Genomic DNA, 14,271 nt, shown 5'->3' with positions numbered 1-14,271 from the left:
TAATGTCTTTTGTCTTTTTCACGGCGCTGGTGGCGGTGATCTCCTATATAAAAACCAGGAAGGACAATTTAAGTACAGAAAATGGCTATTTCCTTGCGGGGCGAAGTTTGCCTTGGTATGTCATTGCGGGGTCTTTATTTTTAACAAATATCTCTGCGGAACAGTTGACTGGGTTAAATGCTAACGCTTTTGCAAATGGGGCGAATGTTATGGCTTGGGAAACCACCTCAGCACTCACTCTTATTGTCCTTGCGTTTGTTTTTCTGCCTCGCTATCTCAGATCGGGTATTACTACTGTGCCGCAGTTTTTAGAGTTGCGTTATGGCAAACGCATGCGTGTTGTTTCCTCTGCCATTTTCATTTACGCCATCGTGATCGGTTTTTTGCCTTTCGTGCTGTATGCCGGGGCCATTACGCTGGGTAAGCTGTTTAATATTAGTCAGCTATTTGGTACTTCAGATGAGCTAACCACCTGGATCATGGTGATTGTCATTGGTGTGATCGGGGGGATTTATGCGGTGTTTGGTGGTTTAAAAGCGGTGGCCGTCTCCGACACTATCAATGGGGTCGGGCTATTGATCGCTGGCATGCTGGTTCCGGCCATTGCACTCTCTCAATTAGGGTCTGGCAGTTTGACGGATGGCTTTTCTATTTTGTTAACTGATGCGCCGCAACGGATGCAGGCGGCAGGTCTGACAGAGCATGCCAACATCCCTTGGCATGGACTTATCTCTGGCGTGATCATCATCAACTTATTCTACTGGTGTACTAATCAGGCCATTGTGCAGCGTGCGTTTGCTGCCAAAAATCTAGCGGAAGGACAAAAAGGGGTGTTGGCCGCTGGTGCGTTGAAAATTGTGGGTATTTTGATGCTCGTTTTACCCGGTATTATTGCCTGGCATTTGTATCAACGCGGCATGCTAACGATTCCTTTTAAAGTCGTCGATGGGGTGACTACCAGTGTATTAAATAGCGACATGTCTTATCCCATTTTGGTGCGAGAAGTATTACCAACTTGGTTGACCGGGTTCTTTGGTGCTGCTCTTTTTGGTGCTGTATTAAGCTCGTTTAATAGTGGGGTAAACAGTCTTTCTACCATCATTAGTCTTGATATCTACAAACAGTTAATTAAACCTACGGCAACCGATATTGAAACGGTGCGCATTGGTCGCTTGTTTGGTGTTGCCACCATTGTTGTTTGTATTGTCATTGCGCCCTTTATTGCGACGTCCGATAGCTTATACACCCTAATGAGAACCATTATGGCGGTTATTAATGTGCCCATTTTTGCAGTGATTTTGATGGGGGTGTTATCTAAGCGCGCACCAGCCATGGCCGGTTACATTGGCTTGGTCTTTGGTATGGTCTTCTTCTACGTAGCACACTTTGTACTCCATGATGATCTAGGTTTTATCAAGCTCCATTGGCTGAATTTGGTTGGCTTAAATCTGCTGCTGATGTTGTTGATTATGACGATTGTTCGTTATTTGAAGCCAATGGACACTCCTTACGTTCAAAAAGACAGCAAGATGGTGGACATCACTGCATGGAAGCACGGCAAGCTGGCGGGTTGGTTGTTGGTTCTGGCGTTTGTTTTGCTCTACACCGTATTTTCTCCGCTTGGCTTAACGTCGCCGACAGGCTCTTTGCTTTCAGTGCTGATCGCTACGGCAATAGGGTTGGGCATTATGTACGGCCTTTATAAGCTTTATCGCGTATTCGTTGCCTCAGGCAAGTAGCTTTTACGGTTCTTTATTCATTGAAATTATTCGGACATGATAATGAAAAAACCTAATATTATTTTGATCATGACAGACACTCAGGCGACAAATATGGTCGGGTGTTATAGCGGGAAGCCGCTTAACACGGATAATATTGATGCGTTGGCGGAGCAAGGGGTGCGCTTTAATTCTGCCTATACTTGTTCCCCTGTGTGTACTCCTGCGAGAGCGGGGTTGTTTACCGGGATTTACTCAAACCAATCTGGTCCATGGTCAAATAACATCGCTCCTGGGAAAAACATTTCTACTATGGGGCGCTATTTTAAAGACGCAGGTTATGACACCTGCTACATCGGGAAGTGGCACTTAGATGGTCACGATTATTATGGCACCGGTATTTGCCCACCAGAATGGAATGAGGCCTATTGGTACGACGGTGCTAATTACTTGGCTGAATTGACGGATCAGCAAATTGCTCTGTGGCGCAATGGTTTAAACTCCGTGGAGGATTTAGAGAATAACCACATTGATCAGGAATTTACCTGGGCGCACCGGATTAGCAATCGGGCAATTCGTTATCTGGAGGAAAAGTCGCCCACCAAGACTGAGCCGTTTTTGATGGTGTTGTCTTATGATGAGCCTCATCACCCTTTTACTTGCCCGCCGGATTATTTGCGAAAGTATCAAGACTTTCATTACGATTTGGGGTCTAAGGCGTTTGATGATTTGAGTAACAAACCTGAGCATCACAGCTTGTGGTCAGAGGCAATGAAGGCACCGGTTGATGAGCAAGGCCGCTATTATCATCCATTGTATTTTGCCTGTAATGATTTTGTCGATGACCAGATTGGTCGAGTGATTGATCATTTGGATCAAGCTGAGATTGATAATACTTGGGTTATTTATACATCGGATCATGGCGAGATGATGGGCGCTCATAAATTGGTCAGCAAGGGGGCCGCCATGTATGACGACATCACTAATATCCCCTTGATCGTGCGCTTACCAAAACAAAATGGTGTCTTTCAAGGGGCGGGTACTCAAATAGACACACCAGTGAGTCATATTGATATTTTGCCAACCATGATGCATCTAGCAGGCATCGCACAACCCGAGATGTTGCCAGGAGGGGAGTTGCTGAGCGTTATCGAACAAGACGCCGCGCGCAATGTTATGGTGGAGTTCAATCGTTACGAAGTTGAACACGATAGCTTTGGTGGATTTATCCCTGTGCGTTGCTGGATTACGCCGGAGTTTAAGTTGGTGATTAACTTATTCACCAGTGATGAACTGTATGACCGTAACCAGGATAAAAATGAGCTAAACAATCTGATCAATGAGTCAGAGTACGCCATTATTCGTGATCGGCTGCACGATGAATTGATGGATTACATGGATGCGATTCGTGATCCTTTTCGGTCTTACCAGTGGTCTATGAGGTCGTGGCGTCGAGGGGTGAAACCTCGTTGGATGGGGTCATTCAGACCACGTCCTAATGACGGTTATTCGCCAGTCGTGAGAGACTATGACACAGGTATGCCAACGCAAGGTGTGAAGATAGAAGACAAGAAAATGAAATTCTAATAACAACAGCGAGGTTTCTTTGAGAAAAGAGTAGGCGCTTTGTTTTGGGTGGTTATTTGGTGATGCACAAACGCCGTCTGGGTTAACAGACGGCGTTTTTTTAAACGGACGTAGCGCTCGGGGCTGACACCACAGACAAGCGCTTCACTAAAGTTGGGACAAATATCATGTTGTTGGTAACGGGCTTTTCTTTATTGGCGAGCTTTAAAGAAAGAATCGCCGCCTGTTCTGCCATTCTTTGGATCGGGTAGCGCACCGTGGTCAGCTTGGGGTGAAGGTATCGGGCAATGAGTCCGTTATCAAAACCGATAATAGACATGGCTTTGGGGACCTCTATATTGTTTTCTTCGAGGGCTGACAAAGCGCCCGCAGCCATGTAATCGTTGTAGGTGGCAATGGCTGTCAGTGGTAGCCCTCTGGTCAGCAAATTTGTCATCGCCAATTCTCCACCGGCTTCGTCGGGAGCGCCATATTCAATGTGATCTTCGGTGCAGGTTAAGCCATGGTCTTTGAGTGCTTGTAAATAACCCGCCTTACGCTGTTCTGTGTCTTCAATGTCATGGTTGGAGCAAATATAGCCAATCTGCTGATGACCGTGTTTGATGAGATAATCTGTGGCAAGGTAAGAGCCTTTTAGATTGTCCAAAGCGATGCAGCGCTCCGCTATCTCAGGAATAAATCGATTGATTAACACCAGTCCAGGGGCTTCGTTGGCGAAGGTGATTAACTCTTCGGCGGTCAGGCTTTTGCTATGAATAACAAGGGCTTCGCAACCTTGGCTAATCAGCAGCTCAATGGTCTCACGTTCTTTTTTAGCTGAGTGGTAACCGTTGCCAATCAATAGATGTTTGCCCTGTTCAGTGGCAATGGTGTCGATGGCTTTAACCATTGAGCCGAAAAAAGGGTCGGAGACATCACCGACCAATACGCCAAGCGTTTGTGTGGATTGGCTGACCAGCGCTCGTGCTGCGGCGTTAGGGCGATAGCCGAGTTTTTTCATCGCCACTGTGACGGCTTGAATGGCGGCCTTGCTGGCTTTGGGGGAATGGTTGATGACGCGCGATACCGTGGCAATAGAAACCTTCGCTTCTTTCGCAACATCTTTCACAGTAGCCATAGAGTTTGCCTTAACATCTTCGTAATAGTCAGTGTCTTTATGCGTCTACTTTACCATAGGTAAGTTTAAGGTTTGCCGATACTTTTCCAAATTTTATGATTATAGCTCACTGTCCACAGGCTTTATTGTCCGTGAGGTTAGTGCTAAGGAAATGAGCCAAAGCGAACGCAAAATAGAGGGAGAGAATCACGCTCGCTTGCCCCTTTTTTGGGGCGCAACGAGCGTGAGGGTTGTCTAACTATTGTGACAGGGCGGCCTGTCGTTTTTTCTGCTGGCGAGTGCGGAAAATGATCCCTGCCAACATGATGACGCCACAAGCTGCGTAAATTTGCATATAAGATGGGTCATCGGAGATGAAACCAATGTTCGAGAACATGATGTAAGCGCCTAACACCATGTAGAGCACAATTGCTGAGGCTTCAAAGCGGAATTTCCATGGCGTAATGTCAATGGATTCATTGATTGGCATTTTGTAATCCGTGGTGCGTGGGTAAAAATAACCAATCACAAACATCAATAGAGTGCAGGCCACAAATAAGATCGCCAATTGATGCAGGAAGTGCAGCTCTACCTTAAAGATAAGTTGCATAGAAGCATACGAAGTGACAAAAACAGCCAAGGCGATTTTGGCGGCGATGGCCGGAACGCGCTTGGAAATATAACCAACGAACACAATGGTAAAGATGGGCACACTAAAGAAACCGGCCACCATTTGTAGGTATTGGAACAAGCCTTCTGGCGCAAACATGATGAAAGGCGCGATGCAGATAGAAATGATCGCAATCACAACCCCAAAGATACGGCCTTTGCCAATCAGCTCTAAATCGGTTTTGCCCTTACCAAAGAGTGGTTTGTAGACATTCAAAGCGAACAGTGTGGTTGAGCTGTTTAGTACCCCGTTAAAGGTGCTTAAAATGGCGCCAAACATCACAGCAACAAAGAAACCGACCAATGGTTTTGGCAGTACTTCGTTGACGAGGCGTGTGTACATGGAGTCAGGGTTGCCGGCATTAGCACCAAATAAATGGTAAGCAATAACGCCAGGAATGATCAAAAACAAAGGGGAAATGACTTTAATAAGCCCCGCACCGATCACGCCTTTCTGTGCTTCTTTTAGGTTTTTCGCGCCCAATACTCGTTGCACGATCGATTGATCGGTTCCCCAGTAATACAGGTTCACCAGCAATAAACCGGTAAACAGCGTGGAGAAAGGGAGCGGGTCTTTTTCTGATCCTACGGATTGAAGTTTTTCAGGTGCGGCGCTAAGAAGTGTGTCTAGCCCAGCGCTGAAGCTGCCATGGCCCAATGCGATTAGCCCGAAAACAGGAATCATCAAGCCGCCAATAATCAAGCCAATGCCGTTAATGGTGTCTGCAATCACCACGGCTTTTAAACCGCCGTAAATGGCGTAGAAAAAGCCCAGCAACCCGATGGTGGCCGAGATAAGCGCAATAGATTGAAACTCAGTGATGCCAAGCAAGTCTTTGATATCAAAAATTTCAGCAAGGACAACCGCGCCTGCGTAAAGCGTGGTGGGTAGAATGTTAATCACGTATTGGCAAAGGAACAGCAAGGTAACAAATTTCTTCACTGACATGTCATAACGACTTTCTAAAAAGTCGGGGATGGTCGTGATGCCTTGCTTTAAATAACGAGGCACCAGCAGCAGTGCAATGATCACCAAGGTGACGCCCGAGGCCACTTCCCAGCCCATTACACTCATGTTGTTGGTGTACGCTTGGGCGCTCATGCCGACAAAGCTGGTGGCGCTTAGGTTGGTTAAAATGAGGGAGCTGGCGATGAGTCCGCCGGTTAGACTTCGACCGCCGAGGAAAAAGCCGTCTTTAGAGTGGTGTTGGTCGCGTTTTACTTTTCGATACGTAAAGATAACCACGAAACCGGTGAACAACAAAAACGATAAAAATACCGTGAGGGACATAGTCTTTTCCTTTCTTTTTATGCACGGCAAGCAGACGCGAGCCTTTCACGGCGTGCGTGAAAGGCGTAGTGACAGATTACTGCGTGTTTTTATAGGTAAGGTCTAATTTATTGACCGTTGTTTTTATATTTTTTTTAGGTGAACAATCAGGGCAGACTCTGGGTCTAAAATCGGCAATGTAATACCGACTTCTTTCAGGTTGTCTCCATTAAGTTCTAAGGTTTTATCCAGCCATTTTGGGGCTTGTTTCATGAGCTGAAAGCTGGTTTTTGGCATTTCTACTATGTTTAATTGATAGCGTGCATGCACATCAATGTGGCTGATTCGTAAGGGTGAAGGCAGCGCGTATTCCGGCATGGCCAGCTGGCATACAGTGATAAGCAACTCTTCTTGGCCGTCTTGGTTGGCACCAACCACGCCGTAAATGTATTGATCCTTATTGGCGGAATCGATCCGGAAGGTACGGCCAGAATGCAGCAGGTGGCGATGTTGTTTGTGCAGCTGAATGTAATGAGCAAACGCTTGTTTTTCTTCTGCCGTTTCTTTCACTGGGTCGAGTTCGACGCCCATGTGTCCGCCTAAGGCGGTAACGCCACGCATGTTGATGCTGTGGCGACGGTTGGTTGAGTGGCATTCGCCTGGGCCAATGTGCGCGCCCATGACTTCGGGTGGAAAAAAGTAGCTCATGCCGCGTTGAATGCTTTGTCGCTCTAGGGCGTCGTTGCAATCGGATGCCCAAAAGCGATGGGTGCGTTTTAGGATCTCAAAATCAATGCGTCCGCCACCAGAGGAGCAAGACTCGATTTCAACGCTCGGATGGGCGCTGGTTAGCGCGTCCAGCAGTTGGTACAAAGCCTGTGTTTGACCGCGAACGGCGGCTTTACCTTGATGCCCAGGTTGCACGAGTTCGCGGTTCATGTCCCATTTTAGATAGCAGATGTTGTAGCGTGTGAGTAGGTCGTCGAGCCTGTCAAATAAGTATTGAAAGCACTCAGGATTTTGCAGGTCGAGTACGTATTGCCAGCGACCAGAAGGTTGCTGATAGCCTGATAAGCCTAATACCCAGTCAGGGTGGGCGCGGAATAAATTGGAATCTTGGCTGACCATTTCTGGTTCAACCCACAAGCCAAACTCCATACCCAGTGTGTTGACGTGCTCAATGACTGGCTCTAGACCATTTGGGTATTTCTTTTCATCGAGATACCAATCACCGAGTGCGGCGCGTTCATGATCGCGGCCAACAAACCAGCCGTCATCAATGATAAAGCGCTCAACACCCATGTCGGCCGCTTCGCTGGCCATTTTCATAATGTAGTCAGGGTTGTGATCGAAATAGATACCTTCCCATGTGTTTAGATGCACAGGGCGCGGTTTTTGTGTTGGGAAGCGAAGAATGCTTTGGCGAACAAAGGTGTGAAAACGATCGGAAATGCCATTTAGTCCTTGGTTGCTGTACACACCATATAGCCAAGGCGTTTGGTAGATGTCATTTTCAGCCAGCTGGATCTCCCCCGCCAGTAGCAATTCTCCGGCTTGCACAAAGCGGCGGCCATCACTCTTCACATCGGCTCGCAGTTGGTGGTTGCCACTCCAGCCGAGGTGAAAGCCCCAAACATTTCCTTGTTGTTCACTAAACCCTTTGCTGCCAACAAACAGCCCGGGGAAATTTTCGTGGGAGGTGCGGCCGCGGCGGTTTTCTTGCATAAACCCGCCGTGCTCTAACGCTTGGCGTTGGTTTTGAAACTCTTGGCACCAACGACCATGAAAGGTCATCAGTTCATTTGCATGGTGAGGCAGCGTTAACGTCGATGATAGTTTATTGAGTGTGTAAACCTCTGAACCTAGGTTGCGCACGCTAATGCGTTTTTGTAGGACATCAGAATCGTGATCCAGTAGCACCTCGATAGTGAGTTCAAGATTGGCTATGTCGTCTTGCAGTGTGAACACCGCTTGGTGGTCATTGGCTTGCGTGTCAGTGGTGTGGAAAACCGGCGCCCAATCATGGCCATTGCGATGCCCTTCGATGCCTGGCGCATTGAAGTGTCCGCTGCCTAATTCGGGGCACAGAGACAAAGGAATGTCAACGTCTAGGCGAGCCTGAGAAATAGGGCGTTCAGTGGAGAGCAATAGGTCTGCGTCAATCTGAGCGATGCGCGCGCCCCAATGAACGATTTCAGGGACACGATCCACCTTAATGATGCAGCTGTGATTGAGGCTGGTTAAATGAATGAATTGATTCATGTTGAAGCTCACTATGTTTGCGTAAATATTTATATTTATTGGTGTCTTTCTGGAATTGAAACGCAGAGTAGCAAAACGATAAAAAATGATCAATTGTTATAGATAATAGAATTATTTCGCTAAAAACCTAACGTTTTTTGATGTTTTTCAATGTCGTGTGAAATGTTTTCGATAACATTAATGTGTTATTGTTTGTCTCTACAGTAGAAAAAAGACTGATTTTTTAGACCGATGAGAGGAGTGCTTGGGTGTCTGTAACATTTAAAGACGTCGCGAAATTAGCGGGGGTATCGACACAAACTGTGTCTCGGGTCACTAATGGCGCGGATAATGTCTCCCCTGAGACTCGTGATCGAGTGAACCAAGCGATCAATGCGCTAGGCTATATTCCCAATAAAGGCGCACAAATGCTGAGTCGCGGCAAGTCCAAAACCTTGGGCATTGTGTCGCTTGATATCGCCTTGCATGGGGTGGCTTTGATCGTCAATGGGGTGCGCCAGCAGGCCTATGAAAAAGGCTATGGGGCCGCTTTGTCTATTGTCGAAAATAATGAATTTGGCAGAATTAAAGCGGCCATCAGAGAGTTGGCTTCTCAGCAAGTGGATTACATTGTGGTGAATGTGCCCTTGACGCAAGAGATGGCAGAGCAGTTGGTTGAGCAGTTTACCTCGCTGAATTTTATGTTTATTGATGTGCCTGAACACAGCAAGGTGAACTATGTGTGTGCAGAACATACGGAAGGCGCCAAAATGGCCGTGCAGCATTTGATCGCCTGCCAGCGAGAGAATTTTTTGCTTGTTACAGGGCCTAATGCGTCAACCGGGTCGTCGTTAAGACGGGCTGGATGGCGTGACGAGCTGACGCAAAATGGGAAAAATATAGTGGCAAGTTATGAAGGGGATTGGGACGCTCAAAGCGGCTATTTGGCGATTCGTGATGCGCTTGCTAAGAAGCAATCTTTTGATGCTGTGTTGGTGGCGAACGACCAAATGGCTTTGGGGGTGCTGTGTGCGTTAAATGAGTTAGGAATATCAGTGCCAGATAAGGTGTCTGTGGTCGGGTTTGATAACATCAGTGACAGTGCCTTTTTTACGCCTCCTTTGACCACGGTGGAACAAGATTTCTTGGCGTTAGGTCAGCAAGCGGTTAAGCGTTTGTTGGACAGCACAGAGCAGTCGCCTCATTCGTATTGCCAATTGATTTTGCCGACGCGGTTAATTGTCCGTTCCAGTACCTCGGTAAAAACCAAGCAGGGAGAGAATGCTCAAGAAATATTGAATCATTTGGACAAAGCTCGGGCACTCTTGCAATCGTCTCTTGAGAGGAATTAAATCAGATTATCCCGAGAGGGGTTGCCTCACTTTGCCGATCCAGTGTTTGAGTTTTTCAGAAAAACTGTAAGAAGCGAGTGAGGTGTTGCGTCTAATGCCGACTATTTATGAGCTTTTCATAAGCACAATCACAAAATATTAAGGTGTTGAGGCGTTTATCATGACAAAAATACTGGTTTTACTGCTTGCGTTGTTTGCTGGGCAAAGTGCGTTTGCAAGCGCGGCTTCTTTTGATCACAGCAAATGGAATGACTTACTACAGCGACACGTGTATTTACTGAATGGCGGGCAGGCAAGTCAGGTCGATTATCAAGGCTTTGCTGATGACAAAGCGCAGCTAGATAGTTATTTAACAAGCTTGTCTGGCGTAACGCAGAAACAGTTTGATGCGTGGCCAAAAAACGATCAGTTAGCCTGGCTTATTAATGCTTACAACGCTTGGACGGTTGAGTTAATTTTGACCAAGTGGCCTGATTTAACATCAATCAAAGATCTTGGTAGTTTGTTTCGTTCGCCTTGGAGCAAAAAGTTCATTCCACTGTTAGGTGAGAAGCGCTCGTTGGACAATATTGAGCATACCCTGATTCGAGGCTCTGATCGTTATCAGGACCCGCGAATTCACTTTGCTGTTAATTGTGCCAGCATTGGTTGTCCAGCATTGGCTAACCAGGCGTATCAGGGCGACAATCTTGATGCGTTATTAAGTCAGCAAACTCGACTTTTTTTAGCGGATCGCAGCCGCAATCGTTTGCAAGGCGACACCTTGGCATTGTCTTCTATTTTTAAATGGTATCGAGAAGATTTTGAAAAAGGTTGGCATGGTTATGACTCATTAGACGCGTTTCTTGTTGATCATGCTGCTGATTTGTCGTTAACGCCAAGCGCCGTAGACCAGTTAAAGCGTCAATCATTGACCCTTGATTTCTTGGATTATGATTGGCAATTAAACAGTAAGTCTTAATAACACAGGGGCGAATAGCATGGTGTTCATCGCTCATTTTTTGATGGCTGCCATGGTTTCATTTTAATGGACTCTGTTGTTGAGACTTTTTCTCAAAGTGGCGATTCTCGATGTTTTTCATTGAGCCACTTTGGATTTTTATTAAGTAAGGATGTATTTTGAAAATCGTTGAACTTCGTGAATATAAAATCAAACCAGGCAAAGCGGACCAATGGGTGACATGGATGCGCGACGAATTGTTGCCGTACCAGCGTTCACAAGGCATGAGAATTCTCAGCACCAATTTGTATAAAGACGACAAGGGTGATGAGTTCTTTATTTGGACGCGTGAGTTTGATAGTGAGCAGCAACGCCAACAAGTGTCTGAGCAAACTTACAATGATTGGTGGGTCAATGAGGTGCGCCCAAAAGTAGGGGAGCTTATAGAGTTGGACTCTATTAAGGTAAGAGCAATTACCCCGCTTTCATTATAATTAGTTGATTTATAATCTTATTAGATCGTCTGAAGCAGGGCGCTTGCCTTGTTTCAGACCTCTAAAAGTGTGTTCGGATAAATCAGGGCGTGAGTGTTTTATTGAGGAAATCTTCTCGAGCAGGGGAGAACATGTCTAACAAAATGCTGTTGTTTTCTAATGCCACCGCACCGTGAACAAAGTGTTTTTGTGCAATGTACGCATCGCCTTTTTTCAAGATCTGTTTTACGCCATTCACTTCGGCCTCAAAGCTGCCTTCTACGACATAACCAATCTGATCATGAATATCATGGGCATGTGGGTGGCCGACGGCGTTTTTATCAAAGCAAAGATGCACGGCCATTAAGTTGTCTGTGTGACCAACAATTTTGCGTTTAATGCCGCTGCCCAGATCTTCCCATTCGTGTTCTTGAGATTGAAAAAATGTGCTCATAGAAACCCCTCGTCTTATTTTTATAATGCCTAATTGTATTATAATATCATAAAAATGTTTTAGTCAAAAAAACACGACACTCTGTTGGTCTGAAGTGCTAGAAAAGAAACGGCCAGGGTGGAATTAGAGTGAGGCTGTTATAGAAAAACGGAATTAAGCGCAGCATCAGGGTTATCGCGTCATGCTGCGCTTAAAAGAGAGGGAGATTAGACGGCTTCTGGCAAACGGTGCTTAGTGGATTGCAAATGATCGCGAGAGGCGTTGCGTGCGCCATCGCTGTCGCCGGCAATAATGGCTTCAAAAATGAGCCTGTGTTCGTTCAAACAGACGCCGCCGTGGGCGGATGAGTGTTTGATAAAGGTGGCAAACATGGTGGTTAAAATATTGCCAAATGGTAAGTAGAAATCGTTATTGGTTGAGTTGAAAATAAGTCGATGAAAGCTTAAGTCAACGCTTGTCCAAGTATCGTGCTCGAAATGCTGAGCGGCTTTTTCCATTTGCTGAAAGATGACAGTGAGCTCTGCTTTCTGTTCTGGCGTGGCGTGGAGCGCTGCCAGAGCACAGGCTTCTGGTTCTACCGCCCGTCTTAGGCCAAGAAATTGTGTGCAGAACTCCGCTGGATCGCTTAAGCCATCCATCCATTCAATCAATTGTGGGTCGAGAAAGTTCCAGCGATCTCTTGAGACAACCTTGGTGCCAATTTTAGGTCTGGATTCAAGCAAACCTTTAGAGGTTAGCAATTTAATGGCTTCACGCAGCGCTGTTCGGCTCACGCCAAATTGTTCACATAATGTCATTTCGTTTGGCGCAATTGAGCCTTGCGGCATTTCTCCAGACAAAATACGACGCGCAATGGTTCGTGCCACTTGGATATGCAAGCTTCTTGAAGAGGTCGAAATAGAAGTGAAATTATTGGTCATGGTGTCCTTAGCGTCAAACGTCGCGAGCCAATTTTAATAAGCGGCTTCAAAATATAGATCAAGATTAGCATGATTTTGTATTGTGACCTATTTGTTGTCCAATAATACTACAAAAGATACAATCAGACGCACTTATAAAGGGCGTTTATCGTTTAACCTCCCATTTAACACCCCCTAACGCTCAACTACACCCAAGACAGGCATACGAAAAAGCCAGTAACCACGGCAACTACACCCAAGACCTACACCCAAGACAGGCATACGAAAAAGGCTGTAACCACGGTGCTTACCGCTCTTTTCGGTTTATTTTTCAGACTTCTTCTATACTTAATTTTTGTTTTCTCAAGGAAGAGGAACGGGATTATGCCAATGCCCAGAAGTCAGCAGGTTTGCTTAGACGATACCCCTTATTATCATTGCGTGGCTCGATGTGTGCGTCGTGCTTTTTTGTGCGGTGAAGATCCATTTACAGGTGCGAGCTACGAACATAGACGCAGTTGGGTTGAGCATCGTTTGCTGTTCCTCGCGAGTGTCTTTTCGATCGATGTGTGTGCCTATGCGGTGATGAGTAACCATCTTCATGTTGTGCTGCATATCGATTCAGTGACTGTGAAAAACTGGTCTGTCGTGGAGGTGTTAGAGCGCTGGCATAAGCTTCATAAAGGCACGACCTATACTCAGCAATACCTGCTTGGCGGTACTCTACCAGCGTATGTCATTACGCTCGCAGAAGCGGCGGCAGAAACCTACCGAGCACGCTTAACAGACATTAGCTGGTTTATGAAAGAGCTTAACGAGCCGATTGCACGGCGAGCTAATCTAGAAGACGAATGCACAGGTCACTTTTGGGAAGGGCGCTTTAAATCCCAGGCTTTATTGGACGAATCGGCGCTGATCGCTTGCATGGCCTATGTGGATTTAAACCCAGTCAGGTCGGGTATTAGTGACACTCCAGAAAGCTCCGATTTTACCAGCATTAAGAAGCGAGTGCTTGCCGTGAAAGAAAACAGCCAGCCCAAGACGCTGCATCCTTTTGTCGGTCATCCACGAAAAGGCATGCCCAACGGTTTGCCTTTTAAACTGGCGGATTATTTAGAGCTAGTCGATATGACAGGGCGCATAGTGAAAGAGGGCAAAAAAGGCTCGATTGATGCCTCCTTACTTCCCATCCTACAGCGATTGCATATTTCATCTGACAATTGGGTGTGTATTGCAACCGAGTTCGAAGCCAGAACAGGAAGAGTCGTCGGGCAGGCATCGTCCATTGACCAGTACTGCGAATCGCACCATCGCAGAAGAAACCGAAAAAGCGCTCAGCGACTCGCCTGATTGAAATAGTCGAATAAATTACAAGGTATCAGCATGGCGTTGAGGGGGTCTCATGGCCAAAAAAGGCCAAATAACCACTTCACTAAACGAGAATGTGCGCTCTAGCCTCAAGTTCCTCCTTTTATTAAATAAATTAGTAGAACAAACATATTAAAGCCTTTGTCATCGTTGGCTTTTAAAGATGCCTGTCTTATTAATTTAAAAAAGACAGGCATGCTAAAA

At 46.3% G+C, this 14,271-nt stretch carries 11 protein-coding genes; 6 read left to right on the top strand and 5 right to left on the bottom strand.

Annotation, left to right across the window (positions count from 1 at the left end):
* The first annotated feature begins 2 nt into the window (after positions 1-2).
* Together E0D71_RS13290 and E0D71_RS13285 are read left to right on the top strand one after the other, a co-directional pair.
* The gene (locus E0D71_RS13290) at positions 3-1,739 is read left to right on the top strand and encodes a solute:sodium symporter family transporter (RefSeq protein ID WP_165943000.1); all 1,737 of its coding nucleotides are present in this window, start codon (positions 3-5) and stop codon (positions 1,737-1,739) included.
* Positions 1,740-1,781: 42 nt separating this feature from the next.
* Positions 1,782-3,305: a sulfatase-like hydrolase/transferase gene (locus E0D71_RS13285; protein WP_133003800.1), complete on the top strand. Its 1,524-nt coding sequence runs from the start codon at positions 1,782-1,784 to the stop codon at positions 3,303-3,305.
* A gap of 100 nt (positions 3,306-3,405) precedes the next feature.
* On the opposite strand, the gene E0D71_RS13280 is transcribed toward E0D71_RS13285, so the two are convergent.
* The 3 genes from E0D71_RS13280 to E0D71_RS13270 all read right to left on the bottom strand — a co-directional run bounded on the left by E0D71_RS13280 (position 3,406) and on the right by E0D71_RS13270 (position 8,602).
* A complete protein-coding gene (locus E0D71_RS13280; protein WP_133003799.1) occupies positions 3,406-4,422 on the bottom strand; it encodes a substrate-binding domain-containing protein in 1,017 nt (338 codons plus the stop codon).
* Positions 4,423-4,660: 238 nt separating this feature from the next.
* The gene (locus E0D71_RS13275; protein WP_133003798.1) at positions 4,661-6,361 is read right to left on the bottom strand and encodes a solute:sodium symporter family transporter; all 1,701 of its coding nucleotides are present in this window, start codon (positions 6,359-6,361) and stop codon (positions 4,661-4,663) included.
* A 123-nt stretch (positions 6,362-6,484) separates the two neighbouring features.
* Positions 6,485-8,602, bottom strand: a complete 2,118-nt coding sequence (locus tag E0D71_RS13270) for an alpha-galactosidase (RefSeq protein WP_133003797.1) — start codon at positions 8,600-8,602, stop codon at positions 6,485-6,487.
* A 248-nt stretch (positions 8,603-8,850) separates the two neighbouring features.
* Between E0D71_RS13270 and E0D71_RS13265 the strand changes: the two genes are divergently transcribed.
* From E0D71_RS13265 to E0D71_RS13255, 3 genes are all read left to right on the top strand, one after another.
* On the top strand, positions 8,851-9,933 hold the full coding sequence (locus E0D71_RS13265) for a LacI family DNA-binding transcriptional regulator (protein ID WP_133003796.1): 1,083 nt from the start codon (positions 8,851-8,853) through the stop codon (positions 9,931-9,933).
* 160 nt (positions 9,934-10,093) lie between these two features.
* Positions 10,094-10,894 (top strand): DUF547 domain-containing protein, encoded by an 801-nt coding sequence (locus E0D71_RS13260; protein ID WP_133003795.1) that lies wholly within the window; start codon positions 10,094-10,096, stop codon positions 10,892-10,894.
* 158 nt (positions 10,895-11,052) lie between these two features.
* Positions 11,053-11,367 carry an NIPSNAP family protein gene (locus E0D71_RS13255; protein ID WP_133003794.1) on the top strand — a complete coding sequence of 105 codons (315 nt, stop codon included), beginning with the start codon at positions 11,053-11,055 and terminating at the stop codon, positions 11,365-11,367.
* An 82-nt stretch (positions 11,368-11,449) separates the two neighbouring features.
* On the opposite strand, the gene E0D71_RS13250 is transcribed toward E0D71_RS13255, so the two are convergent.
* Both E0D71_RS13250 and E0D71_RS13245 read right to left on the bottom strand, forming a co-directional pair.
* Positions 11,450-11,800, bottom strand: coding sequence for a cupin domain-containing protein (locus E0D71_RS13250; RefSeq protein WP_133003793.1), 351 nt, complete (start codon positions 11,798-11,800; stop codon positions 11,450-11,452).
* A gap of 206 nt (positions 11,801-12,006) precedes the next feature.
* Entirely contained in the window at positions 12,007-12,720 is a 714-nt protein-coding gene (locus tag E0D71_RS13245) for a FadR/GntR family transcriptional regulator (protein WP_133003792.1), read from the bottom strand.
* 363 nt (positions 12,721-13,083) lie between these two features.
* Between E0D71_RS13245 and E0D71_RS13240 the strand changes: the two genes are divergently transcribed.
* Positions 13,084-14,049: a transposase gene (locus E0D71_RS13240; protein ID WP_133003791.1), complete on the top strand. Its 966-nt coding sequence runs from the start codon at positions 13,084-13,086 to the stop codon at positions 14,047-14,049.
* The last annotated feature ends 222 nt before the right edge of the window (positions 14,050-14,271 follow it).

It is taken from the genome of Marinomonas sp. KMM3893 (assembly GCF_004352855.1).
GTDB classification, from domain to species: Bacteria; Pseudomonadota; Gammaproteobacteria; order Pseudomonadales; family Marinomonadaceae; genus Marinomonas; species Marinomonas arenicola.
This window is presented reverse-complemented; position numbering and strand designations above follow the sequence as displayed.

Excerpts from the sequence above, each read along its gene's own strand:
- E0D71_RS13290 (WP_165943000.1), top strand. The coding sequence starts at position 3 with ATGTCTTTTGTCTTTTTCACGGCGCTGGTGGCGGTGATCTCCTATATA.
- E0D71_RS13285 (WP_133003800.1), top strand. The coding sequence starts at position 1,782 with ATGAAAAAACCTAATATTATTTTGATCATGACAGACACTCAGGCGACA.
- E0D71_RS13280 (WP_133003799.1), bottom strand. The coding sequence starts at position 4,422 with ATGGCTACTGTGAAAGATGTTGCGAAAGAAGCGAAGGTTTCTATTGCC.
- E0D71_RS13275 (WP_133003798.1), bottom strand. The coding sequence starts at position 6,361 with ATGTCCCTCACGGTATTTTTATCGTTTTTGTTGTTCACCGGTTTCGTG.
- E0D71_RS13270 (WP_133003797.1), bottom strand. The coding sequence starts at position 8,602 with ATGAATCAATTCATTCATTTAACCAGCCTCAATCACAGCTGCATCATT.
- E0D71_RS13260 (WP_133003795.1), top strand. The coding sequence starts at position 10,094 with ATGACAAAAATACTGGTTTTACTGCTTGCGTTGTTTGCTGGGCAAAGT.
- E0D71_RS13250 (WP_133003793.1), bottom strand. The coding sequence starts at position 11,800 with ATGAGCACATTTTTTCAATCTCAAGAACACGAATGGGAAGATCTGGGC.
- E0D71_RS13245 (WP_133003792.1), bottom strand. The coding sequence starts at position 12,720 with ATGACCAATAATTTCACTTCTATTTCGACCTCTTCAAGAAGCTTGCAT.
- E0D71_RS13240 (WP_133003791.1), top strand. The coding sequence starts at position 13,084 with ATGCCAATGCCCAGAAGTCAGCAGGTTTGCTTAGACGATACCCCTTAT.